This is a genomic window from Enterobacter vonholyi (assembly GCF_008364555.1).
Lineage (GTDB): Bacteria > Pseudomonadota > Gammaproteobacteria > Enterobacterales > Enterobacteriaceae > Enterobacter > Enterobacter vonholyi.
Genome location: NZ_VTUC01000015.1, coordinates 36,693 through 56,462, shown reverse-complemented (window position 1 = coordinate 56,462; position 19,770 = coordinate 36,693). Strand labels below are relative to the sequence as shown.

Genomic DNA, 19,770 nt, shown 5'->3' with positions numbered 1-19,770 from the left:
AAAAGCGTCGGACTGCAGGCGGGTCGCGACGTGAATCTGGCTGCAGAAGAGACCACGCAGGGCGACAGCTATAGGTCGGGCAATAAAAAAGTGATTAACGAGTCGGTTCGCCAGTCGGGAACCGACATCACTGCGGGCGGGAATGTGACCGTTGTCGCCGGACGGGATGTGACGGCACAGGCAGCAGATGTCTATGCCGCAGGCGATACAGCCGTGGCCGCCGGGCGGGATATCACCCTTTCCACTGCGACGGAAAGTGACTATGCGTACCGGGAGAAGAAAAAGACATCCGGTGGGTTCCTCAGCAAGAAAACCACTCACACCATCCACGAAGAAACGCATACGCGTGAGAAAGGTACGCAGCTTTCCGGTGACAACGTTGCTCTCCGGGCTGGTAACAACCTGACGGTGCAGGGCTCGTCAGTTGCCGCTGAGCGTGATGTGGCTCTGAAGGCTGGAAATAATCTGACCGTGGAGGCAGCAACCAACACCGACACGTTCTACGACATGAAGAAGACGAAGAAATCCGGCGTTTTCTCCAGCGGGTCAGGATTGGGTATCACCATCGGGTCACAGTCTTCAAAAAGCACCCGACAGGGGGCAAATACGACGCAGAGCGATGCCCGCAGCACGGTGGGCACTGCTGGCGGTAATGTCATTATCAGCGCCGGAAATGACGTCCAGTTGAGCGCGGCAGACGTGGTTGCCGGAAGAGCGAAGGATGATTCCTCCCGCAAAACCGGCCATATCGATATCACTGGCGACAGCATCGCCATCCTTCCTGGACGGGATACGGCCACTGAGTCCATGAAGCAGGAGTCCAAATCGTCTGGCGTCACCGTCAGTGTGAAAGCGCCATTTGAAGACACTGTGCGTAACGTGCGCGATATCGTGCGCGGTAAGGGCAATAGTGGCAACAGCACCGTCGATAAAGTGAAGGGGCTGGGGGCCGAAGGCGGTGCGCTCGCGCTTGACGGACCAGGGCAGATGATGGCCATTTCCGCAGGACGCACCCGGTCTTCCTCTGAGTCGCACTACGAGGGCGAGTTTAACAGCGGCAGCCATCTTGCCGCCGCAGGCAATATCCAGATGACTGCCACCGGTAAACAGGGAGGCAGCAACAGCGGCAATATACTGATTGCCGGGAGCCAGGCTAAGGCCGGTGAAACGGTGATCCTCGATGCGAAACGTGACGTTGATATCACCACATCCACAGACAGCGAAAAATACAGCAACAGCACTAAAAATAGCGGCTGGAATCTCTCGAGCGCCCTGAGCGCCGGAAGTGCTGTTCGCGCCATCTTGGGTGGGGGTTCCCACGGCAATCAGCTTCTCCCGGGCGGGATGAGCAAGGCGGAGAGCAACAGTAGCGGCACCCGGACCACACAAAACGCGTCGGTTATTCAGGGCTCAGATATTTACGTTAACAGTCGTGACGGCAGCGTGAATATCAGCGGCAGCCTGATGAACGCCATGGACGATCTTCTGCTGTCAGCCACAAATGGGGATATCTCCGTTTCTGCCGGACGCGATACATCGCGCAGTGAGAGCAACGGCAGCAGCAAATTGCTGGGAACGCTGGGAGGCGATGGTTACAGCGCCACGGCAGGCTACCGCCATGAAAAAAACAGCAGTCGGGAAGATAGCAGCCTCGAAAACGGATTGCGCAGCCAGCTAAGCAGCAAAAACGGTAACGTTGTCGCGCAGGCCGGTAACGATCTCTCCCTGTCAGGTACGGATATCCGTGCCGGTAAATCGGTCTCACTCAGTGGCGAAAATATCCTCATGGGGGTGAGCCGGGATACCCGTGACGGTGAAAACCACAGCAGCAGCGCCCAGTATGGTGTGACGGCATCTGCTGGCGGCTGGGCAGTTGAGGCTGCAAAAGCCGCTGAGACGGCAGCCCGCAGCGCAGAAAACGGCGATGATCCACGGCTGACCGCCATCAGAACAGGTCAGTCGGCGGCAACCGCGGCGCAGGGCGCTATGTCGGACTCGTCGCTCATCAAGGCTAAAGTGTCTTTAACGGTGGGGACGTCCTCTCAGGACAGTCATTACCACAGTACCGACACGCAGGGCACCACCATTAATGCCGGCGAGAATGTCTCTGTTCGTGCCGGAAATGACATTGCCGGTATGGGGGTACAGATCGCGGGTAAACACGTGGCGCTGGATGCGGGGCGGGATATTCTGCTGTCTTCCTCCCAGAACACAACCCACTCTGAGAGTAAAAACAGCGGCAGCCAGTTCAGCGTCGGTGTCGGTGTGAGCCTGATTGGTGCGCAAAACGGCATCTCGGTGGAGCTGGGAGCGTCACAGCATAAGGGTAAGGAAAACAGCCAGTCGCAGCGCAATACGAACAGCGTTGTCCATGCTGATGAACAGCTTACGGTGAACAGCGGACGCGACACCATCCTGAAAGGTGCGGAGCTGGAAGGTAACCGTGTAGTGGTCAACACCGGACGCGATCTCACCATCAGCAGCGTGCAGGATACGGCCAGTTATGACAGCAAGCAGTCTTCGTCAGGCGCGTCCCTTAGTCTGTGCATACCGCCACTGTGTTATGGTGCCTCTTCCGGTAGCGTCAGTGCATCGGGTGAGAATATCACCCAAAATGGTAAGAGCGTTGCTGAACAGAGCGGGATATTCGCAGGCAAGGGCGGCTTTGCCGTCACCACCGGAAATCATACCCAGCTTGACGGCGCGGTGATTGCATCCACGGCGTCTGCAGATAAAAATAGCCTCGACACGGGTACGCTGGGTTTCAGTAATCTCCACAACGAGAGCCAGACCAGCGGCAACGGCTACACGGTGGCGCTTTCCGGCAGCGCGGGCGGCAGCGGAAACGGTGAAAACCGCAACCTGGCACCAGCCATCGGTACGGGCCAGGCAGAAGAGAGCCACACAGGCACGACCTCATCAGCGGTGAGTGGCGGTAGCATTGTCATTCGCAACCCGGCGGGACAGAAACAGGATATTGCTGACCTGAGCCGTGATACGGCTGACGCCCACCACGGCGTGGACGTGAGCGGTGATGTGCAAAAGGTCAGGGATAACCTGGCGGTCCAGAGCGAAGGCTCGGCGCTGGCCACCTCTGCGCTGGATGCTTACGGCAAGTATGCGGAGCAGAAAGCGCGGGAATCCAATGCGGCGCTGGGCGCGAAGCTGGCGTCAGAAGGAAAACTGCAGGGCGATACCCCGCAGGAGCAGGAAGCGTTCCTGAAGACGCAGCCCGGATATCAGAATACCGAGTACGGTCCGGGGAGTGCCTTCTGGACGAAGGGTAGCGCAGCGGCGGGATTACTGGCAGGTGCGCTTGGCGGTAACCTTAAGGCAGGCGCGGCAGCGGGTGCAGCCCCCCTTCTGGCGACCCTGGTCAAGGAGCAGAAAGACCCGACAGCCCGTGCCGCGCTGCACGGTATTGTGGCGGCGGCGCTGACGCAGCTGAGTGGCGGGAGCAGTGCTGATGGCCTGAAGGCCGGCGCCATAGGAGCCATTACGGCCTCGGCGATGACCGACCATCTGGTCAGTGCGCTGTATGGAGATAAAAAATCCAGTGACCTGACGCCAGAGGAAAAACGGCTGGTCAGTAGCCTCGTGAGTATCGCGGGTGGTCTGGCGGGCGCTGCGGTGACGGATGGCAGCGTCTCCATGGCGGCGACGGCGTCAGAAACGGCGAAGGTGGAGGTTGAGAATAACTCGCTGGGTGTCGTTATACAGGGCGGTAAACTGGCTGCACAGGGATGTCTGAAAATTTCTGCTTGCCGTGATCGCCTGGTTGCCAGTGGTCTGGGTGCTTTACTTGGGATTGGTGCATCCACATCAGCAATGGATACATTGTCACAAGATGAGCAGTTGCATCTGATCTATGTGGCCTCGCTCAATGATCCTTCCCAGCTCAGTCAGTTAAATGATGCTCAGAAAGCGGCCTATGAGTCCCTGACAGGTAAGACAATCACCAGTACTGGTGGTACGCAGGTCATCAACCCGGGACCATCAAATACTGGTGGAGACCAGACTGTAACCGGAAATACGCCCTCCAACACAGGGAATAATAGTGTAGCAACCGGAGGGATAAATCATACTGGTAATACCAACGGTGATGGAGCGTCAAACAATAATGGCTGGACGACAACTACGCCTGTTCCGGATTCTCCTTCACTGGATGATCTTTTCTATCAGAACGAGAAGATCCCCGGCCTTGAAAATGTTCGCCCTGAAAATCCCGGTTATCCAGCCAATCAGAGTGTTATTGAAAAAATGAACGAACCTAAGTTTATTGCCTGGATAGGCAATACAGATTGTACGGATTGCTCAGATATCGCACCTAAGCTTCTCGATGCAGCTGGCGGGCACGGAAAAATTATTGAAGCAAGGCCGACGACTCCGTACAACTTAAATGTGTATGAAAATGGAAAAATTGTACATGAACAAGCTTTCCATCAGGTTTATACCGATGGTCAGTATGTTTACGATCCAAGAGTGTCCTTAAAACCGATTCCTAAGGGAGATTGGGAAAAACATATCAAATCTATAAATCAGGGAAGTGTTACGATCTCTGATAAATTACAGGGGTTAAAATAATGTTTCCGATAGGTAAGAAAGAAACAATCTTGTTGGACTTCATTGGTTCTCTTGGAAAACTGGAGTGGTTACATTATCAGAGCCGTATTGAAGATGAATGGATAAATGACCATTTTGAAAAAATTGATCGCTCTAAGTACCCTCCTTATACCAGTTTTCGTTTTGAAAAAGAGGTTCCAGAAGTTATCACCTTACTGGAAGATGCGATTCAATCGTATAAAGGTAAAGTTGAGTGGTGTATGACCCATCATCCGAAAGAGTATGGTACTGGTGTTAATCATCGTATTTTGCCTACATTTGTTAAAAATCTCAGAGCGAGTGAAGGTATGGAAGATGTTAACGAGTATATTGAAAACCATTATCCTGATTTTGGCCCAATCGCCTATGAAGATCTTGTTGGACTGACGGAGCATGTTCAATTAGTTTTCAAAAATGCTGGATATGGCGCATAAATTTTCTTTATATGCTCTGTAATAACATTTTGATATGAAGTCTTAAACCGTTATAAGTACGGACGGAAAAAAGTGTCAGGTGGCTATTTTAGTCCGAATGCCTTAACAATAATGGCTAGCGCCATCTATCCTGGCATCTGCGCATTTCTTTGTTTTGTAGACCCGGTAAGCGAATCGCTACCGGGCCATGGCAGATTAATTATTGACTCATCACCCTTTCGGGAACACCCAAACATGCTTCTCCGGCAGCGAAAGATGGCAGTGCTGCGGATCCCGAACCTCATGCCCATACGCACGAATGACAAAATCATCTCCCACCGTGCGGAACAGGTATTCCCAGCGGTCGCCGAGATACATGCTGGTAAGCAGCGGCAGCTCAAGCTGATTTTCCCCTGGCCCCTCGACTACCGCCACGCGCTCGACGCGGATCACCGCCGTGGCTTCATCACCGCTCTGCACCCCTTCACCGGCCTGACCCCACAGCACCCAGCCTTTGCCTTCGATACGCGCTCTGCCGTCGCGCACTTCGGTGACCTTGCCGTGCAGGCGGTTGTTGCTGCCCATAAACTCGGCGGTAAACAGCGTTTTCGGCGAGCCGTACATCTCCTGCGGCGTGCCCTGTTGCTCAATTTTGCCGTTGTTGAGCAGCAGGATGCGGTCGGATATGGACATAGCTTCGTTCTGGTCGTGCGTCACCATCAGCGCGGATAACCCGAGCTTGATAATCAGCTCGCGCAGGAACACGCGGGCCTCTTCGCGCAGCTTGGCGTCGAGGTTGGAAAGCGGTTCGTCCAGCAAAATCACCGGCGGGTTGTACACCAGCGCACGGCCGATCGCCACGCGCTGCTGCTGGCCACCGGAGAGCTGGTGCGGGTGCCGTTTGCCAAGATGGCCCAGACCAAGCTGGTCCAGCACGTCCTGCACGCGCTGCTGGATCTCTTTGGCCGGGACTTTGCGCAGCTTGAGCGGATAGGCCACGTTCTCAAACACGGTTTTGTGCGGCCACAGGGCATAGGACTGGAACACCAGCCCCAGGTTACGCTCTTCCGCCGGGACCTCGCTGCGCGGCGTGCCGTCGTAAACTTTATTGTTGCCAATCACAATCGACCCCTGGGTCGGTTTTTCCAGACCCGCGACTGCGCGGAGCAGGGTGGTTTTGCCGCTGCCGGAGGGGCCTAACAGGGAGACCACTTCGCCGCGCTTCAGGTTCATGGAGACACCTTTTAAAACAGGATTGTCGCCGTAGGTTAAGTGCAGATCGTCAACCGCTAATTCAATCATGTATTTTCACTCCGAAACGAAGGGCAATGCCCAGACCTACCACGACCAGCAGGATGTTAATGAAAGAGAGCGCCGCCACGATATCAATGGCACCCGCGGCCCAGAGGGAAACCAGCATCGAGCCGATGGTCTCCGTGCCGGGTGAAAGCAGGTACACACCCGTTGAGTATTCGCGCTCAAAGATCAGGAACATCAGCAGCCACGAACCGATAAGACCGTAGCGGGAGAGCGGGATGGTGACGTGGCGGGTGATCTGCCCGCGCGTCGCCCCGGTACTGCGCGCCGCCTCTTCAAGCTCCGGCCCTACCTGCAGCAGCGTGGAAGAGATAAGCCTCAGCCCGTAAGCCATCCACACCACGGTATAGGCCAGCCAGACGCTGAAAATGGTGCTGCGCAGCGAACGCAGCCAGACGATGACGTTTTCACGCATCCAGTCGGTCCAGGCGAACCCGGAAAGCCAGCCGGATTTCAGCGAGTTATCCAGCCACATCGGCAGGAACAGGAACACCCACAGGAACGCCAGACCCGCCAGCAGGCCAGGCACGGCGCGCGGCACCAGCACGCTGTAGTCCAGGAAACGCGTGGTGTTGTCCGGCTTGCGGTGCATGGCAATGCCGACAAACAGGTAGCACGCCACGGCCAGCGCGCCGCCAATCACGCCAATCGCCATGGAGTTAACGATGGCGCGCAGCAGGTTGGGCTGCGCCCAGATGGTGCGGAAGGTGTTCAGAGAAAGCTCGTCCCACAGCGAAACGCCCACGCCCCAGTTGGAGATAAACGCGCGCAGCACCACGCCGAGCAGCGGAACGCCGATAGTGACGGTGAGCCAGAAGGCAATCACCGCGCCAGCCACCCAGCGCCATTTACCCAGCGGTAGCGCGCGGGCCTGCGAGGCCTTGCCCTTCATGGTGACGAAGCGGTTGGCGGTGCGCATCAGGCGACGCTGGAGCATCACCAGCGGGATGGTGATGCAGATCAGCACCACGGCAACCGCCGCCATCAGGTTATAGGATGGGGTGCCCATCTTGTTCGTCAGCTTATAGAGATAGGTCGCCAGCACCATGTTGCCTTCCGGGTCGCCGAGGACCAGCATCAGGCCAAACACTTCCAGCCCCAGGAAGAACAGCAGCACGGTGGCGTACAGAATGGACGGGCGCACCATCGGCAGGCTGACGGAGGTCATCACCTGCCAGGGCGACGCGCCCGCGGTGCGCGCGGCTTCTTCCACGTCGGAGCCCACGCTGCGCAGCGCTGACGAGATATACAGATAGGCGTGCGGGACGTGCGTCAGGCCGGCGATGACCACAATGCTCGACATGTCGTAGATGTTCCACGGCACAAAGCCAATCAGCGCCTGAGCCCACTGGGAGAGAAAGCCCACCGGACCGGCGGCCACCACGTAGCCGAAGCCCAGCACCATCGGTGAAACGAAGATCGGGACCAGGATCAGCGGCTCAATCAACCGGCGACCGGGCAGGTCGGTACGCACCATCAGAAACGCCAGCACGCCGCCCAGCGGGATGGAGATAAAGACCAGCCCGAAAGCAAGAATAAAGCCGCTTTTCAGGGCCTTATAAAAATCAGGGTCGGTGAAAATAAATTCAAATGATTCAAAGCTCCACTCTTTTGACGGCGAAAAGAACGGGGCGGACAGGAAGCTCTGTATCACGATAAACGACAGCGGGGTGTAGATAACCAGGGCGGTTATCAGCACGACGATGCCTCGCGGCAGGCTTTGCCACTTTCTGCGTAATGTATTCATGGGGTATCCCTGGTGTTGCGGCCCAGAAAAACGAACTCAGTCGATAAGGGAGCGCGGCGGCCTGCGCCGCGCTCAGACGCTTATTTACCGGCGGCGGTACGCCACTCTTTGATGTACTCCAGGCGTTTTTTCGGCTGCAGGTATTCCAGCAGCGTTTCATCAACCGGAATTGGCTTCAGCGCGTTGCCGAGGATTTTGGTCAGGCCGTCGATATCATTTTTCCCTTCGATATCGTTACGAATGGAGGGGATGTCCGCCTGATTGGCCAGAATGTTTTGCCCTTGTTCAGACAGCACGTAGTCCAGCCACAGCTTCGCGGCATTGCTGTTTTGCGATTGCTGGCTGATGAACGATACGCGCGACAGCACCAGGGTGTAATCTTTTGGATAGGCAATGCCGAGCGAAGGATCGTTCTTCGCACGCGCTTCCGCGTAGGAACCGAGGATGTTGAAGCCGATCAGGTTTTCACCGGAGGAGACGCGCTCCATCATGGTGCCGGTAGACGACTGCACCGATAAGCCACCTTTGGCGACGTCGGCCAGGGTTTTGAAGTAATTAGGATCGGCGTTGTGATCCTGCACCGAAAGCATAAAGCCCAAACCCGATTTTTCGATGTCGTAGGTGGTGACTTTGCCCTTGAATTTGTCCGTCTGGCTGGCAATCAGCTTCGCCAGCGCGGCGTGAGAATCCGGCACGTCGCCGGCTGGGATCAGGCGCTTGTTGTAGATAAAGACCACCGGCTCATAGGTAGTGCCATAAGCCTTATCCTTCCAGACCGCCCATTTCGGCAGCTGGCTTTGCTCCGGCGATTTATACTCCATGGCGTAGTCTGTGGCGAGCTTCAGGCCGGTGTCCATAGAGGAGCTCCAGACCACGTCGCCGCTCACGCCGCCGGAAGCCTGTTCGCTGATGAAACGGTTGTACAGCTCGGTGCTGTTCATGTCGTTGTATTCGACTTTAATGCCCGGATAGGTTTTTTCGAAGCCCTGGATCAGCGGTCCGGCAGCTTTGATGTCGGTGGTGGAGTAAATAACAACCTTGCCCTCTTTCGTTGCGGCATCAACAACTTTTTGATACTCAGCAGGATAGCCCTGCGGCAGGGCAGATAGTGCAGAAGCAGAGAACAGTACGGTAGCGGTAAGCAGAGAAATTCGGAACGTGTTCGACATTATAGTTAACCTTTTAGTTACATTTGAGGAACTAATTGTCAACATAGCGTATCGGGCTCCACCCACAAGAGGGTGAAGCGGGCAATGATTCCGAAGTGTGATTGTCGCCGTCGTTTCAGCAATTAACACCATAAAATCCACGAACGTTAGCCTGTGAACAGTTCTGGATTACGGTTTATCGGGCGCTTTGCGGTATAACCTTCGCGGATGACCAATATTGCCATACAGCATTTCGACGCTGATTAACCCGCTCTCCACGCAGTATTCAAGGTAGCGACGCCCCGTGGTTTTACTGATCCCCACCTTTTCCACCACCTCTTCAACCGACATCGCGGTATCGGGATGCTCGGCGAACAGGTTTTTAATCCGTTCCAGCGTCTGGGGTTCAATGCCCTTCGTCGACGGCGTAATGGAGGCTTCCGCTGCGGGAAGATTAAACAGGCGATCCAGCGCATGCTGGTCGACCACCTTCACCTGCTGCACGGTGTGGATGAAACGCATAAACCGTTCCAGAGAGGCGTGCAGGCGCTGGAAAAAGACGGGCTTAATCAGGTAGTCAAACGCGCCGCTGCGCATGGCGTGGCTGCAGGTCTGCATATCGCTGGCGGCGGTGATGAAGATCACCGAACACTCATAGCTTTTCAGTAGCGGATTATCAATTAACTCCACGCCTTTACCGTCCGGGAGATAGTTGTCCAGCAGGATAAGCCGCGGCTGATGCTGACGAATCAGGCGGCATGCCTGCTCAATCGACGCGGCGATGCCCACCACGCGCAAATGAAAATTCTGCTCGATATACTCGCGATGCAGCTCCGCCAGGTGCGGCTCATCTTCAACGATCACAACGTCAATTGCTCGGGTCATGCTTTTGCCCATTCGGAATAAACACAGAAAAAATAGTCCCTTGTGGCGTGTTGTCGGCAATCTCAATAGTGCCGCCAGCCTTGTCGATATATCCTGCCACCAGATACAGGCCAATACCGTGCTCGGTGCCCACAATGTCGTTTTCGCTGTCCGGCTTGCTGCTGAATCCCTGGCGGAAAATGTGCGGCTTCAACGCATCGTCCACCCCGCAGCCCCGGTCAGCCACCTCGATCAGCAGCTCCTGGTTGCGGTCTGAAATGTAAAGCTCTACCGGCGCGGGGACCGGTGCTTTAAGGGTTGCGTCCACCGCGTTATCCAGCAGATTTCCAATAACCGACATCAGCTCCGTTTCGTTGAGCGTGGCGGGCATGCGGGTGAGCTGGCAGGCGGGATCAAACAGCAGCTCGATGCCTTTTTCGCGCGCGCTAACGTATTTGCCTAACAGCAGCCCACACAGCGCGGGAGAGGAAAAACGGGCGGAGACAAAGTCCAGCACCCGCTGCGCGCCTTCGGACTGCACCTGAATGTAACGGATCGCCTCGTCATAGTGTTTCATCTGCAGCAAGCCCACCAGCGTGGCGGTCCAGTTCAGCTGCTCGTGGCGCATAATGCGCAGGTTATCCGCATAGCGCTTGATCTGACTGAGCTGGCTGCTGAGGGTGTTGATGTCGTTTTTGTCGCGAAAGCTGTAGACCCAGCCGCTTTCAACGCCCGGTTCGACCTCAATCGCCACGCGGTTGACGATCACCTCGCGCTGGTTCAGCACCGCAATCTGGTCGTGGCTGCCAGCGCTGACCGAGGCGTAGCGCTGGGATAAAAAGCCCGGCGACGTCTGCAGAACGTCTTCCAGCGGTTTACCGATAAGTTCTTTCTCACTTTGCCGAATATCCAGCATTTCTCGTGCGGCGCGGTTAATTAAAATCAGCTGCTTCTCTTCATTGACGGCAAATACCCCCTCATACATGGCTTCTAATAGCGCGCGCTGCTGCAAAACCAGCTGAGCGATATCTTTCGGCTCCAGTCGGAACATCTGTTTTTTGAGATTGCGGGTAAACAGCCAGGAGAACATAAACAGCAGCAGCAGAAGAGCCGCGCCGTACAGCCCGGACTGCCAGAGAATACGGGCGTTAATATTGGCAATATAGGAGGTCAGATAGCCGACCGAGACAATACCAATCACCTGATGCTGCGCGTTGAAGATGGGCGCTTTGCTGCGTAGCGACACGCCAATCCCGCCCTGACGCACGGAAATAATAGTTTTGCCCTTTAATACCTCCGCGTTATCCCCGCCGATCATCGGTAAATTTATACGCTCCGGGGATTCAGAATGATAAAGGTGCTGTTCCTCGGTATCGCCAATCACAATATAGCTGGCATCGCTTTCGGCGCGCAGCGGCTGAATTAACCGGGCGATGCCGGGGATATCCCGGGCCGCAACCATTGCCGCCAGACCCGGCATCAGCGCGATCTGGCTGGCCTGAACCCGGGCGCGCTGACCGAGATCGTGATGGAGCTGCCGGTCAATAAAATGAAACAGGATCGTTCCCAGCAGAACTAACAGCAGGCAGGAGAAGCACACCAGCGCTAAAAATAGCTTTACCTGAAAAGAGAGTCTGCGTTTCATTCAACCTGCGCAAGTTATGCAAAAGTGACATTTTCCGAGCCTGACATGCGCCACTAGCGGACGCAATCTAACAAGAAAAGAGTTGTGACCTGGCTTTTCGTTTTCAACGATATAGCCAGCAGGATCCCGTCAGGCTATTCTTCATTCAGCACGATAATAATTACAGAGGCAATGTCATGGATAAAGAGCTACTGGATGCGGGTTACCGGGCCTATACCGGCGAGAAAATTGACGTTTACTTCAACACCGGGATTTGCAAACACTCTGGTAACTGCGTGCGTGGCAGCGCAAAGCTGTTTAATCTCAAACGTAAACCGTGGATCATTCCCGATGAAGTGGACGTTGAAACGGTTGTCCGCGTGATTGATACCTGCCCGAGCGGTGCGCTGAAGTATCGCCAAAAATAAGCGAGGAACCATGGATATTCTGGAAGGCCATAACAAGTTTTACGTCAATGATGCGAACGGCAACCAGGTCGCGGAGATTGTCTTCGTACCGACCGGCGAGCACCTGAGCATTATCGAGCACACCGACGTGGATGAGAGCCTGAAAGGGCAGGGCGTCGGTAAACAGCTGGTAGCGAAAGTGGTGGAGAAGATGCGCGGTGAGAACCGTAAAATTATCCCGCTGTGCCCGTTCGCGAAACATGAGTTTGATAAAACGCGGGAATATGACGATATTCGGGCGTAAATAACACCGGCGATGGCCGGTGTTTTTTTATCTCACCTGCTCAAAAAGCAATACCATCGCGATCAGCACCATTATCCCTCCCGATGCCATGCTTACCAGACGCGCCGCCTGTGGTCGGGTCGCCAGCACCGCTTTCGAACCATACCCCACCAGCAGATAGACCAGCGTACAGGTGATAAGGTGCATCATACCAAGCGCGGACATCTGCATCGCTATCGACCAGCTTCCGGTCGGGTCCGTAAACTGAGGAAGCAGCGCCAGGAACAGTAAAAACACTTTTGGGTTTAGGCCGCTAATGCAGAGCCCTTTCACCGCCCACTGCCTCCAGTTTCCCGCATGGTGGGTGGCCTTTTCCGGTGCGGCAGGGTGACGCAACAGTCCGATGCCAAGCCACAGGAGATACGCGGCTCCCGCGACGGTCAGCCCGGTTAACGCCAGCGGATGTTGAGCAATCACGACCCCCACGCCAGCCACCACAACCAGCGTGGCTAACAGATGCCCGGACATTAACCCCACCACTGCCGGTACCACGCGTCGCCCGTTAATCCCGGCGCTAATGGCGTAGGCCCAGTCGGCACCCGGCGTCATGATAAGCAGAAAAGAAACCACCCAAAAGCCGGCCACAATACTCATTTCCATCTTCCTGAAGACTCCCGCAGTGCGTCAAACGTTGAGAAAAAGAATATCGCTAACTCTGCGAAATAGGCTTTCAATGTTATGCTCGCAACACGGTGAAATTGAGAAAATCTTCCACATGGATAGCATCGATCGAAAAATTCTTGCTGAGCTACAGTCTGATGGCCGCTTATCCCTGACCGAGCTGGCGGAAAGAGTGAATCTGAGCCTATCGCCGTGCCATCGTCGCGTGCGGGCGCTGGAGCAAAGCGGGGCGATAACGGGATACCGTGCCAGCCTCGACCCCGCCAAAATGGGATTCAACTTCCTGGCGATAGTGTTTGCGACGCTGAAGGAGGGTGACAGAAAGGCGGTTAGCGCGTTTGAAGCGGCGGTGGAGGAGATCCCGCAGATCGTGCTGGCGCAGCGCCTGTTTGGCGATCCCGATTATCTAATGCACGTCGTGACCCGCGACCTGTCCGCTTTCCAGAAGCTCTACGACGAGAAGCTCTCCGCCATGCCCGGCGTGCAGCACCTTCGCTCTACGCTTGTCATGAAAACGGTGGTGCAGGACAGGCCTTTTCCGCTGGAATCAGCTGGGCGAGACTGAGGGGCATGCCCGGTAGAACGCCGGGCATGCAGGGCGTTAGCCGACAAACATCACCGACACGCACAGCACCCCGACGATCAGCGTCAGCAGGTTGCCAATGGAACGGTACTGTTTCAGGGAGGGGATTAGATACGTCGACAGCGTCGGCATGATAAACAGGATCATGGCGATAAGCGGGCCGCTGATGGCGTAAATCATCGAAATGGCGTTCGGGTTAATGCAGCAGACGGCAAAGGTGATTAACGACACCCCCATAATGGAAATCGCGCGGTTAAAGGCGCGGCTCTTTTTCACCCCCACCTGACTGAGCGACGACTTCACGATCTCCGTCGCCCCTTCAATCACCCCAAAATAGGTGCCGAGGAACGATTTCGACATCGCAATTATCGCCACGACAATCCCGGAGATGCCCAGCCATGCCGGTGATGAAGGCATCATCGACAGCGCGGACAGGATAGTCACCCCTTGCTCTTTGGCGGCCACAATGTACGACGGCGGAATTGAGAGCAGGCAGCTGAAGACAAAGAACAGCACGCTCAGGCAGATGATCAGGTACGCCACCTTCATGATCTTTTTACATTTATCCATGGCGCCATCGGCAAACTTCTCGCGACGGTCAACGGCAAACGTGGAGATAATCGGGGTATGGCTGAACGCAAACACCATCACCGGGATCGAAATCCAGACCTGGTGCAGCGTGTGGCGATCGACGGCCATCTGGCTGGTCAGCAGCGAGGGTTGCCAGCTGCCGATCAGGTAGAGCGAGACAAACAGGAAATAGGCGATCAGCGGAAACACCAGGAAGCCCATCACTTTTATCGTGATATGCCGTCCCATCAGGAAGATCAGATTCAGGACCAGCACCACGCCCAGGCTAACCAGCACGCGAACGGTGGTGTCTACCGTCAGGTGTTTCGCCAGCTGCTCCGTGAGCGAGTTGGTGATGGCCACCGCATAAATCTGCACCACCACAAAGAAGGCGATGAAATAGAGCGTGGTGATCAGGTTGCCGATCTTCCGGCCGTAATAGTGCGAAACGGCGCCGGTGATCCCTTCGTTGCCTTTCGTTTTCGACGACAGAATAAATTGCGCCAGCGCTCTGTGCGGCCAGTAGGTTAAGGGATAGGCCACGAGGGCGGTAATAAACAGGACAATTGCGCCTGCGGAGCCCAGCTGAATGGGCAGGAACAGCGTTCCTGCGCCCACGGCCGTGCCGTAGAGAGCGAAACTCCAGAGAGTCTCATCTTTTGACCAAATTTTCGACATTAGAGCAACGTTTCAACTATCAAACCATCGGAATGGAGTGCAATTTACCATAGTTATGCACCGAGAGCGCAGTTGCTTCGAAGGTGAATGGCCGGAGCGGGCGTCCGGCCAGAAGGTGTTTAGCCTGCCAGGGCGCGCCGTTGCTGGCGACGCTTAAGAAATTTCTCGCGAAGGCAATCGTACGCCCAGTTATAGAACATGGTGTACGGCAGGAAGAACAGGAAGAAACCTATTTCCAGTGTGAATGCCTGCAGCAGGGTAACGCCCAGCACGGCGGCGACAATCGACACGCCAATCACAATAAACCCGCATTCAAACCCAAGCGCATGCAGCGCACGCACTTTTGCCGTACGTTTGACGTGCTGAACGGGCCAGAAGCGGTCGAAGCCGAAGTTATAAATAATGTTCCACAGCATGGCGGTGGTCGCCAGAACAATGGTCAACCCGCCCATTTCCACCACGGAACGCTGCATAAGCCACGCCGCGGTAGGGGCGAGGATCGCCGTCGCAATCCCTTCAAAACAGACAGCATGAAAGATCCGCTCCGGCAGTTTACGTTGGAGTGCATCCTGATGTTGCATAGCGATAGACCTCGTTAATTCGCCGGTATGGGCGTTGATGTGGCCTATTTTCATCGCTAAAGCTGATATATTAAAGATAGTATCCATCGCTAAAGTAGATAGGTTATGCGCTATTCACCCGAAGCTCTTAACGCGTTTGTCGAGACCGTTGCGGCAGGCTCTTTCTCTGCAGCCGCACGCCGGCTGCGCAAAAGCCAGTCGACGATCAGCACGTCCATTGCCAATCTTGAAGCCGATCTGGGCTTCGAGCTGTTTGACCGCTCTGCGCGCCAGCCGGTGTTGACGGCCCAGGGGGAACAGGTGCTGGGCTACGTGCAGGCGATTCTCGCCGCCAGCACGCGGCTGGATGAGCTGGCGGTGTCGCTATCGGCGCAAACGGAGGCGCGTCTGACGTTTGTCCTTTCCGATACCCTTAACCCGGACGTGCTGGAAGAGATGATGAAACAGTTTGACGCGCGCTTTCCCCATACGGAATTCGAATGTCTGATTGGCGAGGAGGAGGATGTGATCGATCTGCTGCAAAAGGAGCGCGCGCAGGTTGGCCTCACCGAAGCGCGAGACGGTTACCCTACGGATATCGGCGCCATCCGGCTGCCGATGCAGACCCGCATGGCGATCTATGTCGCCACCACGCATCCGCTGGCCGGACAACATGACGTTCAGCGTGACGAGCTGCACGGCTGGCGAGAGCTGCGGCTGAGCACCTATCTTGAGCGCGAGGCGGAGATCGCGCGCGGGCCCGTCTGGTCAGCCCCGAATTACCTGTTACTCTTGAGTATGGCGGTACAGGGATTTGGCTGGTGCGTGTTGCCGTGCGCGCTGGTGGATGAATTTGCCGCCGCGAAATCCCTGGTACAGCTCAATGTTCCCGGCTGGCCGCGGGCGATCGGCATCGATCTACTGTGGAATAAACGATCCCCTCCCGGCATTGCCGGAAGCTGGCTGCGGCAGTATCTGCAGGATGCGCGCTGATCCTTGTGATTAATCTCACTATTTTTAAACAATTAAGATAATTGCCAGTAACAATCCTCTACTATCGTCATGTCATTTAACACAGAGGTCGTGATGAAAGATGTCGTTATAGTGGGTGCGTTGCGTACAGCTATCGGCTGTTTTCAGGGATCGCTCGCGCGTCACTCCGCGGTTGACCTGGGCAGCGTGGTGGTGAAAGCGCTGGTGGAACGTAGCGGGATCGCAGCACATGAAGTTGATGAGGTGATCCTGGGACAGGTTCTCACGGCCGGTGCCGGGCAAAACCCTGCGCGTCAGGCGGCGCTGAAGGGCGGGCTGCCCAATACCGTCTCCGCCATCACCATCAACGACGTCTGTGGTTCAGGATTGAAAGCGCTGCATCTCGCGACGCAGGCCATTCAGTGTGGTGAGGCGGACGTGATCATTGCGGGCGGACAAGAGAATATGAGCCGCGCGCCGCACGTGTTGACCGACAGCCGGACCGGCGCACAGCTGGGCAACAGTCAGCTGCTCGACAGCCTGGTGCATGACGGGCTGTGGGACGCATTCAACGATTATCACATGGGCGTGACGGCTGAAAACCTGGCGCGCGAGTACGGCATCAGCCGTGAGGTGCAGGATGCCTATGCGCTAAGCTCGCAGCAAAAAGCGCGTGCGGCGATCGATTCCGGTCGTTTTCGCGACGAAATTGTCCCGGTCAGCACGCAGCGTCAGAGCGGCGAGCATGTCGTCGTAGATACCGATGAACAGCCGCGCACTGACGCCAGTGCTGAAGGCCTGGCCAGGCTGAACCCCGCGTTTGAAATGCAGGGCTCAGTGACTGCGGGAAATGCCTCTTCCATTAACGACGGCGCTGCCGCCGTTATGATGATGAGCGAAAGCAAAGCTCTTGAGCTCGATCTCCCCGTCCTGGCCCGCATTAAGGCGTTCGCGAGCGTGGGGGTTGATCCTGCGTTAATGGGGATCGCACCGGTCTACGCGACCCGCCGCTGCCTGGAGCGTGCGGGGTGGCAGCTTTCGGATGTGGATCTGATTGAAGTGAACGAAGCTTATGCCGCTCAGGCGATCTCCGTCGGAAAAATGCTGGAGTGGGATCCGCTGCGAGTCAACGTTAACGGTGGGGCGATCGCGCTGGGTCATCCTATCGGTGCGTCCGGCTGCCGGATCCTGGTTTCTCTGGTCCACGAAATGAAAAAGCGCAATGCCCGCAAAGGAATTGCCACGCTTTGTATAGGCGGCGGGCAAGGGGTGGCGCTGGCCATCGAACGCTAACCTCTTCTCATTAAAAAAACCTCCTCCGGGAGGTTTTTTTTCGCGCCCTTTTTCTCCTGGCGGCTTAATTGTGATCCGAACACCATTTCCGTTATAAACAAAAATAAAAATGAAACGTTGTTTTAAATTTCATTGAAAAGCCCACTTTATGCCGATAGTATGTGCTCATTATGAAAAACGGAACACTGTTTCGTTTATTTCCGCCTTCGGGCATGACCACATCTGGAGGTTACCGTGGACGTCAGAGAAAGCATCCACAGTGCGCACGCCAAAACGCTGGATACTCAGGGGCTGCGCAATGCGTTTTTAGTCGAGCAGGTATTCGAGGCCGACAGGTACACTATGGTTTACAGCCATATCGACCGCATTATTGTGGGCGGAATTATGCCCGTCACGAAAACCGTCTCCGTTGGCGGCGAGGTCGGTAAACAGCTGGGCGTAAATTATTTCCTCGAACGTCGCGAGCTGGGTGTGATTAACATCGGCGGGCCGGGCACCATCACCGTAGACGGACAGTGCTATGAGATTGGCCATCGCGAGGCGCTGTACGTGGGTAAAGGGGCGAAAGATGTGGTCTTTGCCAGCATCGACGCCAGCAGGCCTGCGAAGTTTTACTACAACTGTGCGCCGGCTCACGCCACCTGTCCAACCAAAAAAGTGACCCCGGCAGACGTCGCGCCCGTGACGCTGGGCGACAACCTCACCAGCAACCGCCGCACCATCAATAAGTACTTCGTGCCGGACGTGCTGGAGACGTGCCAGCTGAGTATGGGATTGACCGAGCTTGCGCCAGGCAACCTGTGGAACACCATGCCATGCCATACCCACGAGCGCCGCATGGAAGTCTACTTCTACTTCAATATGGATGAGGACGCCTGCGTGTTCCACATGATGGGGCAGCCGCAGGAAACGCGCCATATCGTGATGCACAACGAGCAGGCGGTGATTTCACCGAGCTGGTCTATTCACTCCGGCGTTGGGACAAAAGCCTACACCTTTATCTGGGGAATGGTGGGCGAAAACCAGGTCTTTGATGATATGGACCATGTTGCGGTCAGCGATCTGCGGTAGTCGCAGGCAGTGAAGCATAAACCTGCCTGTGAGTGACAGGCTCTGAAAGAGTAAGGAATAAACATGATTCTGGATGCATTCTCCCTGCAGGGGAAAGTGGCGGTGGTTTCCGGATGTGATACCGGGCTGGGTCAGGGGATGGCGTTAGGCCTGGCGGAAGCGGGCTGCGATATCGTCGGGATTAATATCGTTGAGCCTACAGAAACCATCGAGCGCGTGACGGCTCTGGGACGCCGTTTCCTGAGCCTGACCGCCGACCTGCGTAAAATCGATACCATTCCTGAACTGCTGGATCGCGCGGTAGCGGAATTCGGTCATATCGACATTCTGGTCAACAACGCCGGGCTGATTCGCCGTGAAGATGCGATCAACTTCAGCGAACGCGACTGGGACGACGTGATGGACCTTAACATCAAGAGCGTATTTTTCATGTCCCAGGCGGCGGCGAAGCATTTTATTGCGCAGGGGAACGGCGGCAAGATCGTGAATATTGCCTCTATGCTCTCGTTCCAGGGGGGAATCCGCGTGCCGTCTTACACCGCGTCCAAAAGCGCCGTAATGGGCGTGACCCGCCTGCTGGCAAACGAGTGGGCGAAACACAATATCAATGTGAATGCCATTGCGCCGGGTTACATGGCGACCAACAACACGCAGCAGCTGCGCGCTGACAAGCAGCGCAGCGCGGAAATACTTGACCGTATTCCGGCGGGGCGCTGGGGTCTGCCGGGCGATCTGATGGGGCCGGTAGTGTTTCTGGCCTCGTCGGCATCGGACTATATCAACGGCTACACCGTGGCGGTTGATGGCGGCTGGCTGGCGCGATAACCCGCATCGGGTCTGGACCTCTGCTTTCGGGCGGAGGTTTTTTTTGCTCAAAAATTGTCACAGTCCATATGGGTAAACACGAAAAATCCATACTAGAAAATCATGAACGACATCCGTCACACTTTTAATTCT

General features: G+C 55.9%; 17 protein-coding genes. 9 read left to right on the top strand and 8 right to left on the bottom strand.

Translation table 11 applies throughout. The features are described 5' to 3' along the window. Together F0319_RS17775 and F0319_RS17770 are read left to right on the top strand one after the other, a co-directional pair. On the top strand, positions 1–4,584 hold a 4,584-nt coding region (locus F0319_RS17775), incomplete at its 5' end, for a hemagglutinin repeat-containing protein (RefSeq protein WP_188035110.1). Continuing rightward, complete coding sequence (locus F0319_RS17770) at positions 4,584–5,036, top strand: hypothetical protein (RefSeq protein ID WP_136195108.1); 453 nt, start codon at positions 4,584–4,586, stop codon at positions 5,034–5,036. The genes F0319_RS17775 and F0319_RS17770, both read left to right, overlap by 1 nt. Positions 5,037–5,246: 210 nt before the next feature. Here F0319_RS17770 and F0319_RS17765 read toward each other — a convergent pair whose 3' ends face one another. The 5 genes from F0319_RS17765 to F0319_RS17745 form a co-directional block, all read right to left on the bottom strand. Continuing rightward, entirely contained in the window at positions 5,247–6,317 is a 1,071-nt protein-coding gene (locus tag F0319_RS17765; RefSeq protein WP_023326018.1) for an ABC transporter ATP-binding protein, read from the bottom strand. Next, entirely contained in the window at positions 6,310–8,079 is a 1,770-nt protein-coding gene (locus F0319_RS17760) for an ABC transporter permease (protein WP_149367474.1), read from the bottom strand. Before F0319_RS17760 ends, F0319_RS17765 begins: the two co-directional genes overlap by 8 nt. An 80-nt stretch (positions 8,080–8,159) precedes the next feature. Then, positions 8,160–9,248 carry an ABC transporter substrate-binding protein gene (locus tag F0319_RS17755; RefSeq protein WP_127732238.1) on the bottom strand — a complete coding sequence of 363 codons (1,089 nt, stop codon included), beginning with the start codon at positions 9,246–9,248 and terminating at the stop codon, positions 8,160–8,162. A gap of 168 nt (positions 9,249–9,416) precedes the next feature. Beyond that, on the bottom strand, positions 9,417–10,112 hold the full coding sequence (locus tag F0319_RS17750) for a response regulator (RefSeq protein ID WP_111966105.1): 696 nt from the start codon (positions 10,110–10,112) through the stop codon (positions 9,417–9,419). After that, complete coding sequence (locus tag F0319_RS17745) at positions 10,096–11,736, bottom strand: ATP-binding protein (protein ID WP_111966102.1); 1,641 nt, start codon at positions 11,734–11,736, stop codon at positions 10,096–10,098. The genes F0319_RS17750 and F0319_RS17745 overlap by 17 nt, the downstream gene beginning before the upstream one ends. A gap of 176 nt (positions 11,737–11,912) precedes the next feature. On the opposite strand from F0319_RS17745, the gene yjdI reads away from it, so the two are divergent. Further along, positions 11,913–12,143, top strand: a complete 231-nt coding sequence (gene yjdI, locus F0319_RS17740; protein ID WP_008499689.1) for a 4Fe-4S mono-cluster protein YjdI — start codon at positions 11,913–11,915, stop codon at positions 12,141–12,143. Between the two features lie 10 nt (positions 12,144–12,153). Then, positions 12,154–12,426, top strand: a complete 273-nt coding sequence (locus tag F0319_RS17735; RefSeq protein ID WP_008499687.1) for a GNAT family N-acetyltransferase — start codon at positions 12,154–12,156, stop codon at positions 12,424–12,426. A gap of 27 nt (positions 12,427–12,453) precedes the next feature. Here F0319_RS17735 and F0319_RS17730 read toward each other — a convergent pair whose 3' ends face one another. Next, complete coding sequence (locus F0319_RS17730) at positions 12,454–13,065, bottom strand: LysE family translocator (RefSeq protein WP_149367473.1); 612 nt, start codon at positions 13,063–13,065, stop codon at positions 12,454–12,456. Positions 13,066–13,180: 115 nt separating this feature from the next. Here F0319_RS17730 and F0319_RS17725 point away from each other — a divergent pair, with 115 nt between their 5' ends. Beyond that, on the top strand, positions 13,181–13,651 hold the full coding sequence (locus tag F0319_RS17725) for an Lrp/AsnC family transcriptional regulator (protein WP_023309067.1): 471 nt from the start codon (positions 13,181–13,183) through the stop codon (positions 13,649–13,651). A 36-nt stretch (positions 13,652–13,687) separates the two neighbouring features. Here the strand turns inward: F0319_RS17725 and F0319_RS17720 are convergent, their stop codons facing one another. After that, positions 13,688–14,917 (bottom strand): amino acid permease, encoded by a 1,230-nt coding sequence (locus F0319_RS17720; protein ID WP_149367472.1) that lies wholly within the window; start codon positions 14,915–14,917, stop codon positions 13,688–13,690. A 119-nt stretch (positions 14,918–15,036) separates the two neighbouring features. Further along, the gene (locus F0319_RS17715; protein ID WP_149367471.1) at positions 15,037–15,498 is read right to left on the bottom strand and encodes a multidrug/biocide efflux PACE transporter; all 462 of its coding nucleotides are present in this window, start codon (positions 15,496–15,498) and stop codon (positions 15,037–15,039) included. 105 nt (positions 15,499–15,603) lie between these two features. Between F0319_RS17715 and F0319_RS17710 the strand changes: the two genes are divergently transcribed. From F0319_RS17710 to kduD, 4 genes are all read left to right on the top strand, one after another. After that, positions 15,604–16,470 carry a LysR family transcriptional regulator gene (locus tag F0319_RS17710; protein ID WP_111966097.1) on the top strand — a complete coding sequence of 289 codons (867 nt, stop codon included), beginning with the start codon at positions 15,604–15,606 and terminating at the stop codon, positions 16,468–16,470. 93 nt (positions 16,471–16,563) lie between these two features. Further along, entirely contained in the window at positions 16,564–17,742 is a 1,179-nt protein-coding gene (locus tag F0319_RS17705) for an acetyl-CoA C-acetyltransferase (RefSeq protein ID WP_111966096.1), read from the top strand. A 234-nt stretch (positions 17,743–17,976) separates the two neighbouring features. Next, positions 17,977–18,813, top strand: a complete 837-nt coding sequence (gene kduI, locus F0319_RS17700; RefSeq protein WP_115876212.1) for a 5-dehydro-4-deoxy-D-glucuronate isomerase — start codon at positions 17,977–17,979, stop codon at positions 18,811–18,813. A 63-nt stretch (positions 18,814–18,876) separates the two neighbouring features. Beyond that, positions 18,877–19,638, top strand: coding sequence for a 2-dehydro-3-deoxy-D-gluconate 5-dehydrogenase KduD (kduD, locus tag F0319_RS17695; protein WP_149367470.1), 762 nt, complete (start codon positions 18,877–18,879; stop codon positions 19,636–19,638). Positions 19,639–19,770 lie beyond the last annotated feature (132 nt).